The sequence below is a fragment of the Corynebacterium sp. CCUG 61414 genome (genome assembly GCF_024453945.1).
Classification (GTDB): Bacteria; Actinomycetota; Actinomycetes; order Mycobacteriales; family Mycobacteriaceae; genus Corynebacterium; species Corynebacterium pseudogenitalium.
The window spans coordinates 18,298-36,663 of record NZ_JAGPYU010000014.1; the positions used below are offsets into that span (position 1 = coordinate 18,298).

Genomic DNA, 18,366 nt, shown 5'->3' on the forward strand with positions numbered 1-18,366 from the left:
AACTTTCGTAATTTTCCCAAATAAAAGCCAGAATTGTTCTAAGGTTTTGCCCATGAAAACAGCACTGACCCGCACGCAGCGCCTCGATAGGCTGCCGGTTACCCCGAAACACAAGAAGCTCCTCGTCGGATCGGGGGTGGGGTGGGCGCTCGACGCGATGGACGTCGGGCTGGTTTCCTTCGTCATCGCGGCGCTGGCCATGCACTGGGATCTGGAGAAAACCACCACGAGCTGGATCGCGTCCGTGGGGTTCATCGGGATGGCGGTCGGCGCCTCCCTCGGTGGGCTGCTCGCGGACAAGCTGGGGCGCCGCCAGGTCTTCGCCCTCACTCTGCTGGTCTACGGCGTGGCAACGGGCGCCTCGGCGCTTGCCGGGTCGGTTGCTGTCCTGCTCGTGTTCCGTTTCCTCACCGGCCTTGGCCTCGGCGCGGAGTTGCCCGTCGCGTCCACGCTGGTCAGCGAGTTCGCGCCGCTGAAGGTGCGCGGGCGGATGGTGGTCTGGCTCGAGGCGTTTTGGGCGGCGGGCTGGATTCTGGCGGCGGTCATCGGCACGTTCGTCGTCGCCGAGGGCGAAAACGGCTGGCGTTGGGGGCTTGCGCTCGGCGCCGTGCCTGCGCTCTACGCACTGTACGTGCGCATGCAGCTGCCGGAATCGGTCCGCTTCCTGGAGTCGCGCGGCCGCGACGAGGAAGCAGAGGCAGTGGTCCGCAGCTTCGAGGAGCAAGTCCCACCCGAACTACTTATCGACGCCCCCATCGCCACCACCGCCGATCCCGAAGCAAGTTCCGGCCATCACATCTGGGGCCCCGAACTGCGCGCCCGCACCGCCGCCTTCTGGACCGTCTGGTTCTGCGTCTCCCTCGCCTACTACGGCGCGTTCACCTGGATCCCTTCCCTGCTTGTGGACCAAGGCTTCAGCCTCGTGCGCTCCTTCAGCTTCACGCTGATCATCACGCTGGCCCAGCTGCCCGGATACGCCCTGGCAGGCTGGCTCATCGAGGTCTGGGGGCGCCGCACCACCCTCGCCGTCTTCCTGGCCGGGTCGGCGGTGTCGGCTGGGCTCTACGGGTTCGCCACCGCGCCCTGGCAGATCATCGCCGCAGGCTGCCTGCTCTCCCTGTTCAACCTGGGCGCGTGGGGTGCCCTCTACGCCATCGGTCCTGAGCTCTACCCCACCCAGATCCGCGCGACCGGCACGGGCGCCGCTGCGGCCTTCGGGCGCGTCGGTTCGATCCTGGCGCCGCTGATCGTCCCGCCAGTCCTGGCCTTCGGCGGCCACGCCAGCGTGTTCGTGGTCTTCGCGGTGGCGTTCACCGTGGCAGCCGCGGCTGCGTTCGTCCTGCCGGAGCAGAAGGGCAAAGTGCTCGTCTAGAGGAGATCCTGCGCCGCCTGACGCGCGTTGCCGATCACGGCCGGGACCCCAACCCCGGCAACCCAGGCGCCGGTCACACCAACGCCGTCGATACCGGCGAGGGCGTCCTGGACCTTGGCCACGGTGGCCAGGTGGGTGGCGTCGTAACGCGGAAGGCCACCGAGCCAGCGCTGCACGAAAATCTCCTCGACGCCGGCGGCGCGGCCGTCGAAGCCGGTGATGGTTTGTAAGTCGTCGAGCGCCCAGTCCACGAGGTCATCCTCGCTGGCAGTCAGGGCGATGTTATCGCCGTAGCGGCCGAAGCTGGCGCGTACAAGGGCGCCGCCGCGCTCGGCGAGGTGCGGCCACTTACGCGACGAAAGCGTGAACGCCTTGGCGTGCACGTCCTTCGCATCGGTGCTGACCAGCACGCCGGAGTTCTCCGGCAGGCCCTCGTCGGTGGCGAAGCGCAGGCCCACCACGGCGGAGTTCGCCAACTCGACGGAGCGAAGCGCTTCGGAGGCCTCGGGGGCGATGTCGCGAAGCAGCAGCGCGGTCGTCGGCGCCGGGGTGGCCAACAGCACGCGGTCGTAGACGGTGTCCTCGCCACCCTTGAGGCGGAACCCCTCGCCCTCGCGGCTGATGGACGGGATGAACGCGTCAACGTAGATGTTTGCGCCGGACTGCTCCGCGAGTGCCTCGTAGAGTTCCTGGTAGCCCTCGCGGAAGGACGCGAAAATGGGTGCCGGTTTCGAAGGCTTCGAGGCATCAGAAGACCCAGCCGCGGCAACGGCCTTCTTCCGGGCCGCCTCCAAGTTGGCGACCGCCGTGGAAAGGTGCACGGGGCCGTCGGCGGCCAGGCGGTCGAACTCGGCGGCGAGCTGCGGCACGGTGGCGCGAACGCCCAGGTCGTCGGCGGTGCAGGAGTACACCCCGCCAAGCAGGGAGGAGACGATGTTGTCCACGACGTCGTCGCCGTAGCGCTCGCGGACCAGGGCGCCGACGCTCATGTCGCCACCGATGGTCCACTCGAAGCCTTCGCGCTGCGCCTCGGTGTCGATGCGCCGCGCGGTCTCCTCACTGACCAGGTGCGCGACCGGCTCGGAGGTGGAAGGGATGCCCATCGTGCCACCAGCCGGCATGGCGCGGGTCTCACCGTCGACGTAGAGCAGGGAGCGCATCCCCGACGGGGAGACCAGCGAGTCCTGCAGACCCAGCTCCTCGACGAGCTGCTTCGCTTCCGGGCGGCGCGCGATGAAGGCTTCGGCCCCCATATCGGTGGGGCCGCCGTCGAACGCAACGGTGTACAGCTTGCCGCCGATGCGGTCGTTGCCCTCGTAGACGTCGACGGTGTGGCCGGAGTTGCGCAGCTCAAACGCTGCGGTCAGCCCGGCAAGCCCTGCACCGACAATGGCGATATTCAATGGGGATCTCCTTCGTTATGCTTCGTGGATCATTGCGACAGCGTCGGTGATGGCGCCTGCATCGGTGGTCGGCAAGACGCCGTGCCCGAGGTTGAAGATGTGGCCGGTGGCGGTGCCTGCGTCGATAGCTCGGGCGGCCTCCGCCTTGATGCGGCGCACTTCCTCCTGCACCACGGCGGGGCCAGCGAAGAGCATCGCCGGGTCGAGGTTGCCCTGCAGCACGCGCGGGGACGCGAAGCGCTTCGCGGCGACGTCGAGCGGCACGCGCCAGTCGACGCCCATCACCTCGGAACCCGCCTCCGACATCGCGCCGAGCAGCTCACCCGTGGCCACACCGAAGTGGATGCGCGGGATCACACCCTCGACCTCCTTCAGGATCTCGGCGGAGTACGGCAGGACGTGCTCGCGGTAGTCGGCCTCGGTGAGGAAGCCTGCCCAGGAGTCGAAGAGCTGCATGGCGTCGATGCCGGCGTCGACCTGCGTGCGCAGGAACGCGCTGATGGTCGGCACGAGGCGGCGCATCAGGGCGTGCCACGTGTCCGGGTCGCCGTGCATCATGGCCTTCGTCTTCTCGTGGTTCTTGCTCGGCCCGCCCTCGATGAGGTAGCTGGCCAGCGTAAACGGCGCGCCGACAAAGCCGATCAGGGCCTGGGTGTCGGTGAGCTCGTCGAGAATCATCTCGATGCCCTTGGCCACTTCCTCAACGTTGTGGTCCAGCACCGGCAAATTATCGACGTCCTCTTTCGTCGTAATCGCCTTCTCCATCACTGGGCCGCGGCCCGGCACGATCTCCACGCCGATACCCGCCGCTTTCAGCGGCACGACGATATCGGAAAAGAGAATCGCCGCATCCATGTCGTGGCGGCGCACCGGCTGCATCGTGATCTCGGCGAGGAGCTCCGGTATGAAGCAGGAGTCCAGCATGGAGATGCCTTCACGGACTTTGCGGTATTCCGGCAGCGAGCGCCCGGCCTGGCGCATGAACCACACCGGGGTGCGTGAGGGCGTGCGGCCGTTGGCGGCCTCAATGAACGGGGCAGAAGAAAGGTCGCGTCTGGTCATAGTCTCCCACCCTACCGCCGTTGCGGTTTAGGTGGGAAAATGATTTGCCCGCGAGGAGTGCGCCTCAATCACGAGCGAGCTGCCGAGCATGAGCAGCGTGGCCCCCACCGGGGGCAGCACGCCGATCGCGGCAAGCACGATCGCGGTGGAGTTGTACGCCCAGGCGAAGATCATGTTGTAGTCGATGATGTGGCACACGCGGCGCGCGTGCGCGATGAGCTGCGGGACGGCGGAGACGTCGTCGCGGATCAGCACGGCGTTGCAGGCGCGGGCGATGGTGGAGGACTGGGCGTCGATAATGTCGTCGGTGGCGTAGAGCAGGCCGACGTCCGCCACCTTGATAGTGGGAAGCGCGGTGGCGTCGCCGATCATGGCAACCGTGGCGCCCTTCGTGTGGATGGCGCGAACCGCCCCCGGCTTGTCCGGCGCGGTAATGCCGGCGAGCACGTTGGACATACCCAAAAAGTCGGCAAAGCGGCGGGCCACCGGGTAGGTATCGCGGGTGAGCATCACCGTCTCTACGCCCATCTGTTCCAGGCGGTTGATGGCCTCGTGGGCGTCGTCCTTCGCGGGGTCGTAGAGGGTGATCACGCCGCGGTCCTTGCCGCGCCAGCGCACCACTACAGGGGTGCCTCCGGCGGTCGCGGCCATCGCGAGGCGGCCGTGCAGCTGGGACAGGTTCGTGGGGCGCCACAGGCAGGCGTCGAAGGACTCGGTGCGGTCCTCGTCCTCGTCGCCGTAGGTCAAGGTGAGGCGGCCGCGGAACTCGCCGCCGGGCGTGATTTCCTCGTTGCTCATCTCGATCCACGACGGCACATCGGCGCTCTTCGTGCGCCCATCGCGCGCCTCACGCGCCGCCTTCACCATCGCGCGTGCCGACGGGTGGTTGGACTCCACCGACAGCGCACCCGCCACGCGCATCACCATCTCCGGGCTTTCGCCGCGCTCGGCGGTGACGGTCTCCACCGTCATCTGCGGCTTGACAAGGGTGCCCACGCGGTTGAACACGGCCGTGTCCGTCGACTCCAACGCGCGGAAGGTTTCGCCGTCGCGGATCAGGATGCCGTTTCGCACCGCCGACTCAATGCCGAGGCGGATCGCCAGCGAAGGCGAAATCGCCAGCGCCACCGGCGCCACCACCACCAAGATGGCCAACGCCGTGGAAAAGCCAGCATTGTAGTTGCCGGTCAGCAGCACCCACAGCCCAAAATCTAAGATAGCCAGCGCATAGGCCGCCGGGATGAGCAGGCCCGCCGCGCGCGTGGACATCAACGTGGCCTCGTTCTGGTGACGCAGCACCGCGTCCACCCAGCGCTCCACCGCGCCCAGGCGGGTGGTGTGTCCGACGCGCTCCACGCGCATCTTGATCTTGCCGCTGCGCAGCACCGACCCGGCGCGCACCGTTGAGCCGACTTTCACCTCGGAAGGCTCGCGGGCGTCGATAATCTGCGGGTTCAACACGCCAGAGCCGCCGACCACCTCGCCGTCGGCAGGGATGATCTCGCCCGCGTGGACGTAGACGTCATCCCCCTTGTTCAGCTCGACTGCCGGGAAGTCTTCCTCCGTCACGTTGCCCGCCCGCGAACGACGCACCACCTTGTACACCGCGTCCGGATCAGGGTTGCGGGCCTGCAAATCCTCCATGAGGCGGGGGCGAGCGCGCATGGTGAAGTAGCGTCCCACCAGCAACAACGTGGTCACGGCGCAGGAGACCTCGAAGAAGATCTCAACGTCGTGGCCCATCTGGTGCGGCACCCAGCCACTACTGGTAGTCCAGCCGATCTGCCCGGCGGACGTCAGCACCACCGCGACCAGCGACCACAGCCAAGCGGCCAAAATCGCGATCGAGCTCGCGCCGTCCAGCGCGGAAATCCCGCGGCGCACGCCACCGAGCATCGCGCGGTGGAACGGGAACGCGCACCACAGTGCGACCGGGGTGGACAACGCCAACGAACACCACTGCCAGCCCGGAAACTGGAACTGCGGCACGTACGCCATCAGGACGACCGGGATGCTCAGCACAATAGCGATCCACATGCGAAGCGGCGTGACCAAGTCGCGGGCGGTAAACAGCACGTCCTGGCCACGCATCATGCCGCGGCGCCGTCGGGCAGTGCGCACGAACCCGCTCGCGCGCGCCGTGCGCAGGGAGCGCTGCTCGTGTTCCTTCATCCGGCGCATCCGGCCGGACATGCCGCGCGTGCCGCGCCGCGGCAGCGTGTGATCCACCACCGAATGCCCCTGGGCGCGGCGGCGCAGCGTCGAATCCGTCAGCTGCACCTCCACCCCGAAGCGCTGCATCACCTCGGCGATCGTGTGCGGTGCCGTGGTGTCCGGCGCGGTCACCCACGCCATCTTCGTCGGGTACACCAGGCGCGCCTGCACGCCCGGCAGCTCCTCGAGGGCTTCCTCGATGTCGCGCAGCTGCGCGCCGTCCTCCAGGCCCTCGAGCTCGAACGCGTAGGAAGCGTGGGGGCGCAACGGGTTGCCGTTGCTGTCCTCGGAGTGGCGCGAGTCCGGGTCGAACCCGGCGTCCTTGGCCGCCAGGCGGGCGTCGTCAATTGAGCGCGTCACATTATCAGCCATGCGCCGTTACTCCACTTCTTCCCTACTGCTGCTACTGCTCAGCCGGACGCAGATAGTCCTGCGATTCCTTCCGGGAAGCATAGAACAGCCCCAATGCTCCCGCCACACCGACCACGATCTGCACCGCACCGTCGACGGCGAACAGCGCAACCGGCACTTTAGTCGCAGCGGGCGTCATCAAGAAGAGCGTGAGCACGCGCACCGCGAAGAAGACCGAGAAGACCTGCAGCACCCGCGTGGCGTTGAGCATCCACTTTCCGCGGCGCTGCACTGAGCGCAGCGCCAGGCAAAACACCACGATGATGCCCAGCTGCAGCAACGCCAGCAGCACAACCGTGGCGTACATGCTCGCCTGCATCATGTTCTCCGGCAGCGCCTCCGACTGGTTCTTCGCGGCCTGCTTCGCCGCCTCGCGCAGCGCAGCCGGGTCGAGCACCGTCACCACCACGGCGAGGATCTGGTGCAGGAGCTCACCGAGGATCATCACTGCCCACGCGCCGAGGAGATAGCGCACCGCCTCGGGCTGTTGCTGCGTCGGCTCGTCCTTCCGGTGTCTCGGTGGCAGGGCCGGGGCCTGCGCCGCGGGAGGTGTGTTAGCCATGAAGCTCCTTCAGCGCACGCGCGCCCTCGATTGCGTAGTACGTCAAAATCTGGTCCGCGCCAGCACGCTTGATAGAGGTCAGCGACTCCATCATGGTCGCCTCGAAATCGATCCAACCGTTTTGACCAGCGGCCACCATCATCGCGTACTCGCCCGAAACCTGGTACGCCGCCACCGGCACCGGCGACATGTCCGCCACGCGGCTGAGCACATCCAGGTACGGCAGCGCAGGCTTGACCATGACGAAGTCCGCGCCTTCCTCAATATCGAGCTCGGTCTCGAGCAGGGACTCGCGCACGTTCGCCGGGTCCTGCTGGTACGTGCGGCGGTCGCCCTTCAGGGAGGAGCCGACCGCGTCGCGGAACGGCCCGAAGAACTTCGACGCGTACTTCGCCGAGTACGCCATGATGGCCACGTCCTGGTAGCCCTCGGCGTCGAGCCCCTCGCGGATCACGCCGATCTGCCCGTCCATCATCCCCGACGGGCTCACGATGTGCGCGCCCGCGGCGGCCTGCGCCAGCGCCATATCGCGGTAGAGATCCAAGGTGGCATCGTTATCCACCACCTGGTTGCCATACTTATCGACGCCCACTACGCCACAGTGCCCGTGGTCCGTGAACTCATCCAGGCAGGTGTCTGCCATAATCAGCAGATCCTCGCCGAACTCCTCGCGCAGTGCGCGCACGTTCCGGTTCAGGATGCCCTCCGGGTCCCACGCGACGGAACCCGTGGCGTCCTTATCCTCATCGAGCGGCACGCCGAAGAGGTCCACACAGCGGATCCCCTCCTCGAGTGCCTCGTGGCAGATCGCCTTCAGGGTGTCCGTGGTGTGCTGGTACACGCCCGGCATGGAGGCAATCTCTCGGCGTTCGGTGATGCCATCAGCCACGAACAACGGCAAAATAAAATCGGCCGGAGCCAGTCGCGTCTCCGCGGTGAGCTGCCGAATCGCAGGATTCTGGCGGAGGCGACGTGGACGGCGTGGAAGATGATATGTAGTCATGTGCTACATCATAACGCCGGTTTCCGACGCGCCCTCCGCTTCTTCCGCGGCGGCGGCAGCTCCCCAGCTGCCCGCAGGGCGGCGACGTGCTCGGCTAGCGCGTCCACCAGCGACGGCACGTCCGCAACCTCTGGTACGACGTCGACACGCAGCCCCTGCTCGCGCGCAGCCTCAGCGGCCATCGGGCCGATGCACGCGATGATCGTGCGCTGGTGCGGCTTACCCGCGATGCCAACCAGGTTGCGCACCGTCGAGCCGGACGTGAAGCAGACTGCGTCAAACCCGCCGGTCTTGATCATGTCGCGCACCTCAGGAGCTGGCGGGGCCGCGCGCACCGTGCGGTAGGCCACGACGTCCTCGACGTCCCAGCCCTTCTCAATCAGGCCATCCACCAGCACGTTCGTACCGATGTCCGCCCGTGGCAGCAGCACCCGCGAGACCGGGTCGATGTCCTCGACGTACTCGGGGAACACCTCCACCAGGCCAGCGGCGTTCTGTTTCGTGCGGTGCGGCAGCAGCTCCGGGCTCATCCCTAGCGCGCGCAGCGCCTCCGCCGTCTTGCGGCCGACCGCCGCCAGGTGCACACCCGCGAACGCGCGGGCGTCCAAGCCAAGCTGCTCGAACTTCTTCCACACCGCGTGCACCGCGTTCGTCGAGGTGAACACCACCCACTGGTAGCGGCCCTCGACGATGCCCTTAATCGCGCGGTCCATCTGCGCCGGGTTGCGCGGCGGCTCCAGAGAAATCGTCGGCACCGACTGCGGGATCGCCCCGTACGACGCCAGGCGGCTGCTCATCGCCTCCGCCTGCTCCTTCGCACGCGGCACCAGCACACGCCACCCGTACAAAGGACGGTTTTCCCACCACGAAAACTTCGATCGATCATCATTCACAGTACCGAGCGTCACCACCAAAGAACCAGGCAGATCCGCCGTCACCGAGTCCATGGTTGCCAGGGTCTCCAGGGTCGCATCGACCGTGCGCTGCAGCCGCGTCGTTCCGTTGGCCGTGACGCTGCACGCCAGCTCACCCGGGAACCCGCGCTGCATCAACTGCGACGCCATCTCCGGCAGCTGCTCGCGCACCGCCTGCAACACCAACGGCTGTGGCGCCTGCGACAACTGGTCCCAGTCCACCGGCCCGTTCGCCAGATCTGCTTCCGTATACGTTGAACCAAGCGCGATACCCGCAAAGGACGGCACCGTCGACGGCAGCGACATCCCCGGCACAATCTGGAACTCCAGGCCGGCGGCCGCCACCGCGGCGATCTCCTCCCGCACCGCATCGCGCGTCAGCGGGTTCCCGCTGACCAGACGGATCACATCCCCGTCACCGTCATCCCCCTTGCGGATCACCTCGGCCGCCGCCTGCAGCGCCGAGCGCAACCGCGCAACAATATCGTCCGCGCCAAGCGGCACCTCTTCAACCTCAGCCGCGGTCGGGTCCGCGGGCCTCGGCGGGCGGCGCCGCGCCCCCGAGGCCTTCGCCTCCGCACACATCGCCTCGTACTGCGCCTCAGCAGCGTCGATCTTCTCCTGCGGCACCGCGCACGCTGCGGCAAGAACATTTCGGACACCCTCAAGAACATCCGGTTCCACCAACGCGATAGAATTGCGTTCCATCACCTGGCGAGCGCGAATCGTCAGCAAATCGGGATTGCCAGGTCCGGCACCGACGAAGATCACCTTCCCCGGCTGGGGCGTGATTGAGGGCAGTGTCATCAAAATGGTCTTTTCTGGTCTTGTATAAGGCGTAAAGAAGTGTCCCGGCGTACAGCGAGTCCCAAAGGGACCCCTATACACCGAGACGATTGGACGTATGGTAGTTACACCTTAATTTGCATACGCCGTGTTTCAAAACCTGTTTCAAAACCAGTCTGAAAACTTACTGCATAATTTCTGCCGCCCCGCGCCCAATCAGCGCCTGCGCAAGCTGTGTTCCCAGCTCACGGGCGTCCTTACCAGAAGCCTCCTCAATCAGCTGCTTGGAGCCATCCAGGGCGAATACCCCCGCCCGCAAGGTAATGGTGCCGTCAGCGATGGTCGCGTGCGCCGCAACCGGGGCCGTGCAGCCTGCCTCCAAAGTCGCCAGCACCTGACGCTCCGCCGCCGCGCACGCAAAAGAATCCGCGTCCAACAGCTTGTCCAGGCCCTCACGCAGCGCGGTGTCGTCGACGCGGCACTCCACCGCCAGCGCACCCTGCGCCGGGGCGGGCATGAACACCTCAGCATCGAAGACTTGGGTGGCGCGGTCCGCGAACCCGCCACGGACCAAGCCTGCGTACGCCAGGACAATCGCGTCCATCTCGCCGCTTTCCACCCGGCCCATGCGCGTCTCAATGTTGCCTCGCAGCGGGAGGATCTCCAGGTCAGGGCGCAGCGCGCGCAGCTGGGAAACACGGCGCGGCGCCGAGGTGCCCACCTTCGCGCCCTTCGGCAGCGTGTCCAGCGTCAGGCCGTCGCGGGCGATGAGTGCCTCGCGGTGGTCTTCGCGCTCCGGAACGATCAGGTAGGTGCGGGGCTCTGGGGCCGTCGGCAAGTCCTTGAAGGAGTGCACGGCGACGTCCACCTCGCCGTCGAAGAGGGCGTCGCGAAGCGCAGACGTGAACACGCCGACGCCGATGCGTTCCACCGGCGCGTGGGAAACATCCCCGGCAGTTTTCACAATGTGCAGCTCAGACGGGTAACCGTGCGCGATCAGGGCATCACGCATGTGACCCGCCTGCGTCGTGGCCAAGTGCGAACCCCGCGTACCAATTCTCAGCATGTAAATTACGACTCCTTCAACTTCAATTCGTCGGGGCTTGGCAACCGGTCCATCGTGGCAGCGGCAGACACCGGACGCACCCCAAACAGCTCCGCAACAGCGGTCTCCAGATTAACCAAATCTGAACGCGCCGCCAGCTCCTTCATCTTCACCGTCGGCGTATGCAGCAACTTATCAACCACACGCTTCACCGAACGAGCAACCTGCTCAAAATCCTGCTCATCCATGTCCGGCAGGCGCTTGCGCAACCGCGCCAGCTCCTCCTGCGAAATCTCCGACCCAACCCGGCGCAGCTGCGCCACCGCCGGCCCCACATCACGCATCCGCTGCTCGGAGCTAAACGCCTGCACCTCCTCGGCCACGATCGCCTCCGCGGCCTGCAGCGCCTTCGAGTCCTCCGAGTCCGCGTTGTGCAGCTGCTCGTGCAGGTACTCGATGTTGATCAAGTGCACGCCTTCGTGTTCCAGCACCGAATTGTCAATATCGCGCGGCAGCGACAAATCAATCAGCATCGTCGGCCCCGAGATGTCCTCGCCCGAAATGGTGAACCCATCCGACGCCGTCGCCGACACCGTAATATCCACACGCCCCAACGCCCCCGCGCGCGCATTAAAGTCCACGACCTCCGCAGCCACCCCGGCCTCCCGGGCATGCTCCGCCAACCGCTCCGCGCGCGAGCGAGTGCGGTTCGCAATAATCAACTTATCGACGCCCCTCTTGCCCAAATGCGTCGCCGCCAGCGAGCTCATCGCACCAGCCCCCAACACCAGCGCAGTCTGGCCCTCCAGCGTGTCTACCCCCATCGTCTCCATCGCCGTATCCAGCGCGAAGGTCACCATCGAGCCGCCCGCATCATCAATCGACGTCTCCGTGTGCACACGCTTGCCCGTATGCAACGCCGACTGCGCCAACGAATGCAACGCCGGGCCCACCGTGCCCTGCTCCGCCGCGTGCGTATACGCGGTACGCACCTGCCCGATGATCTGCTGCTCCCCCACCACCATGGAGTCCAGGCCGGACGCGACCGTCAACAAGTGCTCCGCAGCCGCGTCCGAATACCGCACGTACAGGTAGCCGCGCAGCTCCGCCTCACTCACCCCGGAGACCTCCGCCAGCACCGCCAACACATCCTGCACACCCGCATGGAACGCGTTAGCAACCGTGTACACCTCCAGCCGGTTACACGTCGAAATGATCATCGCCTCAGACAACGACGGGCGCTCCACCAGCGCCGACGCCGCCGAATGCTGCACCGCATCATCCATACTCAAGCGTTCCAACAACGCAACGGGCGCCGAGCGGTGCGACATCCCTACAACGAGAACACTCACTCAATCCCTCCAGTCAGCCGTGAATCAAACCAAAGGATAGCGCGTCACTCTGACAGCGCCTCGGCCAGGTCCGCGTTATCCACTTCCCAACACGCGAACTCGTCCCCATCAATCACCACAACCGGGACACGATCCCCGAACTCGGCGTTGAGCGACGGAGAGGCGTCGACATCTACAAGCGTGAGCTGCGCACCGCACTGCTCGACCACCGGGGCGATCTGCGCAGCCACCCGCTCGCACGACCCGCAGGTCGCGCGCACCATCAGTTCAACCTGTTTCATCTCTCCGCCAATCTTGTTTACGATACAAGCTATCACGTCTGCCACACGGTGAAAGGCTCGCTGGCAATGTCCGACCACAAAGAACTCCTGGCCCAATGGTCACTCACCCAAGGCAACCTTCGCCGCTTCCTCGAAGAAGTTGCCCTCCCACCTCTCGACGCCGAATCCCAGCGCACCGCTGGTAACGCCGCCGCAGCCGCCGCCATCGAAGAAACCTTCGGCATCAGCATCGAAGAATTCGCCACCGGCGTCGACTCCGTCGGCGGCGCCTTCAAAACCGCCGGCCGGGAGAAAATCACCCAGCCCGACCCCGACGTCCCCCAAGACACCGAGGCGGCCGCGTTCTTCGACATCGACAACACCCTCATCCAGGGCTCCTCGCTCATCCTGCTAGCCAAAGGTCTGGCCAAGCAGCGCTTCATCACACTCCGCGAGCTCCTGCCCGCGCTGACCAAGCAAATCCGCTACCGCGTCTCCGGCGCCGAAAGCGCCAAAGACATCGCCAAAGGCCGCGAGCAGGCCCTCCAAGTAGTCAAGGGCAAGAACGTTTCGCAGCTCAAAGAGCTCTGCGCCGAAATCGTCGACCGCCAAATGCTCGACAAGACCTACCAATCAACTATCGACGCCGCGTCCCGCCACATCGCCCAAGGCCAACAAGTCTGGCTGGTCTCCGCCACCCCGGTCCAAATCGGCCAGGCGCTCGCGGAACGCCTCGGCTTCACCGGTGCCCTCGGCACCGTCGCCGAAGAGGAAGACGGCAAGTTCACCGGCCGCCTCGTCGGCGACATCCTCCACGGCCCCGGCAAGCAACACGCCGTCGCCGCACTGGCTGCCATCCAGAAGCTCGACCTGGCAAAGTGCACCGCCTACTCCGACAGCATCAACGACCTGCCGATGCTGTCCATGGTCGGCAACCCCGTCGCCATCAACCCTGACCGTGCGCTGCGCCGCTACGCGACCGGCCAAGGCTGGACCATCGAGGACTACCGCTCCCTACGCCGGTACATGCTCCCGGCCCTCGGCGCTCTGGCGGGCGGCGCGCTCGCTGCCGGTGTCGCGGCTGGCGTGGTGGCGCTGCGTCGACGGTAGTTTTTTGGTGCGGGCATCACCGCTCAAGCCACTCAGAACGCAGCAACCCGTGGCGGGAACACGCCGCTGACCACGCCATCGGCGAAATCTTCACCACCATCCGCCGCTGGCACAGCGGGCAAATACGTGGCGCGTCGTAGGGGCGGGCCGGGTCGAGGGGCCAGGCGATGTCGCCGGAAAGGATGGCGTCGGCAAGATCGGTGTTGTCCGGAATGCGCATCAGAGTGACTTGATCGTGTCGTAAAGGATGCCGTGGCCGGAGTTCACCTTCTGGCCGACGGGTGTAATGCCCAGGTTGATGCGCGGCCGGGAGCTCCCGTCGAGGACGCGGTCCACGGCGTCGCGGTCCTTCTCTATCGGACGGCCAAACGTGGTCAGGTAATTACCGCCGATGATGGCGTTCGCGCCGCCCATCAGGCCGGCTTCGGTGCCGTCGTCGCCAAGGGCGAGCTCGGTGCCACCGGCGAAGCGCAACTGGGTTGTGGGCATAGCCAAGCGGAACGCGGCGACGGCCCGAAGCGCCTCCCCCTGCGGGACGAGTGGCCGGTCGGCGAACGGGGTGCCGGGACGTGGGTCGAGGAAGTTCATAGGCACCTCGTGAGGCTGGATCTCGGCAAGCTGCGTGGCGAATTCGGCACGCTGCTCGATCGTCTCCCCCAGACCAATGATCCCGCCACAGCAGGTCTCCATCCCCTCAGCGAGCACGTGCTCGAGAGTGTCTTTGCGCTCCTGCCAGGTGTGGGTGGTGACCACGTTCGGGAAGAAGGATTCGGCGGTTTCGAAGTTGTGGTTATAGCGGGACACGCCCATCTGCGCGAGTTGGCGCGCCTGTTCACGGGTCAGAATGCCAAGCGAGGCAGAAATAGAGATGTCCACCTCCTCCCGAATGGCAGTCACCGCCGCCGCGACCTGGTCCAGCAGGTCCTGCGTCGGGCCTTTCACGGCGGCGACAATACAAAACTCGGAGGCGCCCATTTTCTCGGACTGCTTCGCGGCCTCCACGAGCTCGTCGATATTCAGGGTGACGGCACGGACCGGGGACTCGAACAGTCCGGACTGGGAGCAGAAGTGGCAGTCCTCGGGGCAGCCGCCGGTCTTTAAGGAGATGATGCCCTCCAGGGAGACGTCGACGCCACAGTGCTTGATGCGAACCTGATGGGCAAGGTCGAGCAGTTCCGGCAGGCGCTCGTCCTCGATGGTGAGGATCTGCACGAGCTCTTCCTTGTTCAGGCCTTCGCCGCGCTCAAGGGCTTTTTCGCGTGCGATATCGAGGATGTCGGTCATGGTAATGCGCTCCGTTCAGTGCGGGGACGTGTTGTAAGTACGCATCAGTGTAGACCGCAATTGAACACCGTTCAGGTGTTTCGTGCCCCAACCTCCACCCACATCAAAAAGTTCCCGCGATCACAGAAATCCGAGGAACTTTTCGCAATTTCGGGGTACTCCACCCGCCCGAACACCCGCCTGACCTGCAAAGTGTAGTAACAGGAATGTAGTAATCCTCGAAAAGGGGGCCAAAACGGGGATTACTACAATCCTGTTACTACCATTTGGGTTTTAGCCACGCCCACAACCGCATTTCCCCAGGCTAATTCGCTCGCTCACCGGTATGGAGCGCGAGCCACACGCATGAAAAAACGCCCGCTCCAACCATGTGGTGCGGGCGCTGCAAAAGCTTACTTGCCAAGCTTACGACGCTGAACACGCGTGCGGCGAAGCATCTTGCGGTGCTTCTTCTTGGACATACGCTTGCGGCGCTTCTTAATCACTGAACCCATAAGGTTTCCTCGTTTCTTCGTAGTACGTTCTTGACGTGCCAGCATTCACTCGTGGTGTACGCAATGGGTGTAAGCATACAACCAAGGTGTTTGGCACTCAAAAAGGTTCGGGCAAGGTGAGTGCTATTTATCCGACGTCGTACACGGAGGATTCAAGGTACTCACTGACCGCCGTTTCGTTGACACGGAAGGAGCGGCCGACGCGTACTGCCGGCAGCTCACCCGAGTGCAACAAGCGGTAGACCGTCATCTTGGAGACACGCATAATTTCGGCGACTTCAGCGACGGTTAAGAACTTGCCTTTATCTTCATTTGCCATTAATTCATAAACCCTTCAGCACGGTCGCGCTGCAGGCTTCCCCTCCTGCAGGACGAAACACGCACGTGCTTCAAACAACCTTATCGTGAACACTGGGCCTAATGCGACTCATGTGCCGATAATTTTTCAAAGTGCCTGGAGAAACACCCCGTATCTGGTGTGAAAGCGGTGACTGCTGTGGCTCAAAAGGCTCAGTATTCCTCGGAGCGCGTCGCGCAGGCGTCGGTGGCGCGGTAGATCGCTGCGCGTAGGCCGGACTCCTCGAGTTCACGGATCGCGGCAACAGTGGTGCCGCCCGGTGAGGAGACGGCAGCGCGCAGGCCAACCGGGTCGGGGTGCTGGTCCAGGAGCGCTCCGGCGCCGGCGCAGGTTTGGGTGGCCAATTCCGTGGCGAGGTCCCGGGGCAGTCCGAGGGCAACGCCGGCGTCGATAAGTGCTTCGGTGAGCAGGAAGTAGTAGGCGGGCCCCGAGCCCGAGAGCGCGGTGACGGCGTGCATTGCCTTTTCTGGGACGGCGACGACGCGGCCCGCCGACGTCAAGAGCTTTTCGACGGCCCCCCGCTGCTCGTCTTCCACGTAGCGGCCGGCGGAGACGGCGAGCACACCCTTGCCCACGAGCATCGGGGTGTTGGGCATCACGCGCATGATCGGAGTGCCCGCGGATGAGATGGCTTCTTCCATGTCGGCGATGTCGACGCCGGCTGCCATCGAGACGAGCACGGTGGGCACCGAGTTGCTCGCGACAGTCTCCGCGATCTCCCCGATCACGTCAATGATCTGGTTGGGTTTGACGCACAGAAAGACAACGTCGGCGTCGGCGGCGGCCTCGACGTTATCCGTCGTGGCCTGGATGGCGTAGCGCTCGGCGAGCGCCGCCACGCGCTCTTCGGAGCGGCAGGTGGCAATGATGTGGTGCGGTTCGACCTGGGAGGCGATCAGCCCCTGCAGCAGGGCCTCGCCGATATTGCCAACGCCAATGATTGCGATTTTTTCCATGCCCCACACACTAGCGCCACGGGGGCACTGTGGTGGAAAACGCCCTTAGAGCAGGGCCGGACCGAACGCCATGACCAGGGCAGCGACGCCCGCGAGCGTCATGGTCAGACCATCGCGGCCAGTGTGCATCGCGCGCACTCCGAAGACGACGCCCGCAACAGCGGCGGCGGCCAGGATGGCTGCGAGTGCGGTTGCCAGGTTCGCCCAGATCCAGCTGAACAGCATGAACCCGAGCACGCCCAGGACCACGCCGATGAACACGAAGAGCACCAGCATGATGGGGTTGACGGCACCGTCGTCATCGATTTCGGCGACCTCGGCGGCTTCAGCCTTTTCGACGTCCACATCCTCAGCATGCTCATCGTCGAAGAGGTCGAGCGCGTTTTCCTCGGCGGGCTTCTCAGCCGCCTCAGGCTTGGTGCGCTGCACTGGCTCGTTGGTGTCCTCCACGACGCGGATCTGCGTCGTTTCGTCCTCGGAAGGGCTGTCCTGCGCGGCCTTCGCGACGGGCGGGTCAACCGGCTTCTCAGCCGGAGCCGCAGGCTTTGCAACAGGCTTTGCAGCTGCGGGCTCTGCCTTTTCAGCAGCAGGCTTCGCTGGTGTTGGTTCGGCTGGTGCGTCGAGTGGCACGCTGGAGTGCTTCGCTTCGGCCGGGCGGGCGTCGACAGCCTTGAAAGAGCCGGTCAGCTCCGCGACCGAGACGCCGCCTTCCTCCAAGCTGCGGCGTCGGCGGGGACGCTTACCCACGTCCGGGTTGGTTTTCTGGGCCCGGGCGAGGAGCTCCGCAACCGTCAGCTGCTTGTCCTCAGACATCAGTCGTTGTCTCCTTCGTCATCTCCTAAGTCATGCCCTTGGTCGATCCAACGGAGGATCACGCCTTCTCGTAGCGCCCATGGACAGATCTCTAACTTATCAAGCTTAAGCGCTCGCATGGCAGCCTCTGCAACTAGGGCACCCGCAACGATCTGGTGGGAGCGGTCGGCGCTGATGCCTTCGAGCTCCGCGCGGTCGGCTGCGGTCATGCGGGAGATGAATGCGATGAGCTGGCGCAGGCCCGGCGCGGTGAGGGTTCGCTTCACGAAAGGCCCAGCTGAGGAGGGTGCAGCGCCGGTTAGCCGGGCGAGGGAGCGGAACGTCTTCGAGGTGCCGACGGCCAGCCCCGCCTCCCCCAGCGCGTGGAACTCGCGGGCGGGCCCGGCGAGTTCGGCGTCGATGTAGTCGCGCAGCAGGTTGATCTTTTTGCGCTCGGGCGGGTCGGATTCGAACCACTCGTGGGTGAGCCGCCCGGCGCCCAGGTCGAGGGACACGGCCAGGTCGGGGCTTTCTTCGGTGCCGGTGGACATCTCCAGGGAGCCGCCGCCGATGTCCAGGTTGGTGATGCGCCCGGCGGACCACCCGTACCAGCGGCGCACCGCGAGGAACGTCAGCCGCGCCTCCTCCTCGCCGGAGAGGACTTCGAGGCGCACGCCGGTTTTCTTCTCAACCTTCTTCAGCACATCCTCGGAGTTCGTCGCCGAGCGCACGGCGGACGTCGCAAAGGCGAGGAACTCCTCGCACTTCAGCTTGCTGCTTAGGCCTGCGGCTTCCCCCACGGCGTCGACAAGCTTGTCGACGCCCCGAGGCTCAATATTGCCCTCGTCGTCGAGGAGTTCGACGAGCCGGAGCGGCTGCTTCCAGTCACTCATCGGGGTGGGGCGGCCACCGCTGCGGGCATCTACCCCCACGAGATGCACCGTATTACTGCCTACGTCTAATACACCTAATCGCACACCCTCAGCGT

General features: G+C 65.4%; 18 protein-coding genes. 2 read left to right on the plus strand and 16 right to left on the minus strand.

Going from position 1 to position 18,366, the window contains the following annotated elements:
• The first annotated feature begins 52 nt into the window (after positions 1-52).
• Positions 53-1,372, plus strand: a complete 1,320-nt coding sequence (locus KBX14_RS09155; protein ID WP_256042381.1) for an MFS transporter — start codon at positions 53-55, stop codon at positions 1,370-1,372.
• On the opposite strand, the gene KBX14_RS09160 is transcribed toward KBX14_RS09155, so the two are convergent.
• From KBX14_RS09160 to KBX14_RS09200, 9 genes are all read right to left on the minus strand, one after another.
• The gene (locus KBX14_RS09160) at positions 1,369-2,775 is read right to left on the minus strand and encodes a protoporphyrinogen oxidase (protein ID WP_256006071.1); all 1,407 of its coding nucleotides are present in this window, start codon (positions 2,773-2,775) and stop codon (positions 1,369-1,371) included. The two genes, KBX14_RS09155 and KBX14_RS09160, sit on opposite strands and share 4 nt — an antisense overlap.
• 15 nt (positions 2,776-2,790) lie before the next feature.
• Complete coding sequence (hemE, locus tag KBX14_RS09165; RefSeq protein WP_071573902.1) at positions 2,791-3,837, minus strand: uroporphyrinogen decarboxylase; 1,047 nt, start codon at positions 3,835-3,837, stop codon at positions 2,791-2,793.
• 27 nt (positions 3,838-3,864) lie between these two features.
• On the minus strand, positions 3,865-6,423 hold the full coding sequence (locus tag KBX14_RS09170; RefSeq protein ID WP_256000729.1) for a cation-translocating P-type ATPase: 2,559 nt from the start codon (positions 6,421-6,423) through the stop codon (positions 3,865-3,867).
• Positions 6,424-6,454: 31 nt separating this feature from the next.
• On the minus strand, positions 6,455-7,024 hold the full coding sequence (locus KBX14_RS09175; RefSeq protein WP_256042382.1) for a hypothetical protein: 570 nt from the start codon (positions 7,022-7,024) through the stop codon (positions 6,455-6,457).
• Positions 7,017-8,027, minus strand: a complete 1,011-nt coding sequence (hemB, locus tag KBX14_RS09180; protein WP_070975694.1) for a porphobilinogen synthase — start codon at positions 8,025-8,027, stop codon at positions 7,017-7,019. The genes KBX14_RS09175 and hemB overlap by 8 nt, the downstream gene beginning before the upstream one ends.
• An 8-nt stretch (positions 8,028-8,035) precedes the next feature.
• Positions 8,036-9,748 carry a uroporphyrinogen-III synthase gene (locus KBX14_RS09185; protein ID WP_252932159.1) on the minus strand — a complete coding sequence of 571 codons (1,713 nt, stop codon included), beginning with the start codon at positions 9,746-9,748 and terminating at the stop codon, positions 8,036-8,038.
• A 163-nt stretch (positions 9,749-9,911) separates the two neighbouring features.
• Positions 9,912-10,793, minus strand: coding sequence for a hydroxymethylbilane synthase (gene hemC, locus KBX14_RS09190; protein WP_256042383.1), 882 nt, complete (start codon positions 10,791-10,793; stop codon positions 9,912-9,914).
• Between the two features lie 5 nt (positions 10,794-10,798).
• A complete protein-coding gene (locus KBX14_RS09195; protein WP_370687093.1) occupies positions 10,799-12,124 on the minus strand; it encodes a glutamyl-tRNA reductase in 1,326 nt (441 codons plus the stop codon).
• 44 nt (positions 12,125-12,168) lie between these two features.
• On the minus strand, positions 12,169-12,405 hold the full coding sequence (locus KBX14_RS09200; protein ID WP_070363200.1) for a glutaredoxin family protein: 237 nt from the start codon (positions 12,403-12,405) through the stop codon (positions 12,169-12,171).
• Positions 12,406-12,471: 66 nt separating this feature from the next.
• On the opposite strand from KBX14_RS09200, the gene KBX14_RS09205 reads away from it, so the two are divergent.
• Positions 12,472-13,494 (plus strand): HAD-IB family hydrolase, encoded by a 1,023-nt coding sequence (locus tag KBX14_RS09205; protein ID WP_256042384.1) that lies wholly within the window; start codon positions 12,472-12,474, stop codon positions 13,492-13,494.
• Positions 13,495-13,510: 16 nt separating this feature from the next.
• Here KBX14_RS09205 and KBX14_RS09210 read toward each other — a convergent pair whose 3' ends face one another.
• From KBX14_RS09210 to KBX14_RS09240, 7 genes are all read right to left on the minus strand, one after another.
• On the minus strand, positions 13,511-13,714 hold the full coding sequence (locus tag KBX14_RS09210; protein WP_070363202.1) for a hypothetical protein: 204 nt from the start codon (positions 13,712-13,714) through the stop codon (positions 13,511-13,513).
• Positions 13,714-14,778 carry a biotin synthase BioB gene (bioB, locus tag KBX14_RS09215; RefSeq protein ID WP_256042385.1) on the minus strand — a complete coding sequence of 355 codons (1,065 nt, stop codon included), beginning with the start codon at positions 14,776-14,778 and terminating at the stop codon, positions 13,714-13,716. The genes KBX14_RS09210 and bioB overlap by 1 nt, the downstream gene beginning before the upstream one ends.
• A gap of 392 nt (positions 14,779-15,170) precedes the next feature.
• On the minus strand, positions 15,171-15,272 hold the full coding sequence (locus KBX14_RS09220) for a 30S ribosomal protein bS22 (RefSeq protein WP_003855542.1): 102 nt from the start codon (positions 15,270-15,272) through the stop codon (positions 15,171-15,173).
• Positions 15,273-15,399: 127 nt separating this feature from the next.
• Positions 15,400-15,591, minus strand: coding sequence for a helix-turn-helix domain-containing protein (locus KBX14_RS09225; RefSeq protein WP_070363204.1), 192 nt, complete (start codon positions 15,589-15,591; stop codon positions 15,400-15,402).
• 191 nt (positions 15,592-15,782) lie between these two features.
• On the minus strand, positions 15,783-16,586 hold the full coding sequence (gene proC / locus KBX14_RS09230) for a pyrroline-5-carboxylate reductase (RefSeq protein ID WP_256042386.1): 804 nt from the start codon (positions 16,584-16,586) through the stop codon (positions 15,783-15,785).
• Between the two features lie 45 nt (positions 16,587-16,631).
• Positions 16,632-17,399 carry a hypothetical protein gene (locus KBX14_RS09235; RefSeq protein WP_256042387.1) on the minus strand — a complete coding sequence of 256 codons (768 nt, stop codon included), beginning with the start codon at positions 17,397-17,399 and terminating at the stop codon, positions 16,632-16,634.
• Positions 17,399-18,355: a Ppx/GppA phosphatase family protein gene (locus KBX14_RS09240; RefSeq protein WP_071573638.1), complete on the minus strand. Its 957-nt coding sequence runs from the start codon at positions 18,353-18,355 to the stop codon at positions 17,399-17,401. The genes KBX14_RS09235 and KBX14_RS09240 overlap by 1 nt, the downstream gene beginning before the upstream one ends.
• Positions 18,356-18,366: the final 11 nt, after the last annotated feature.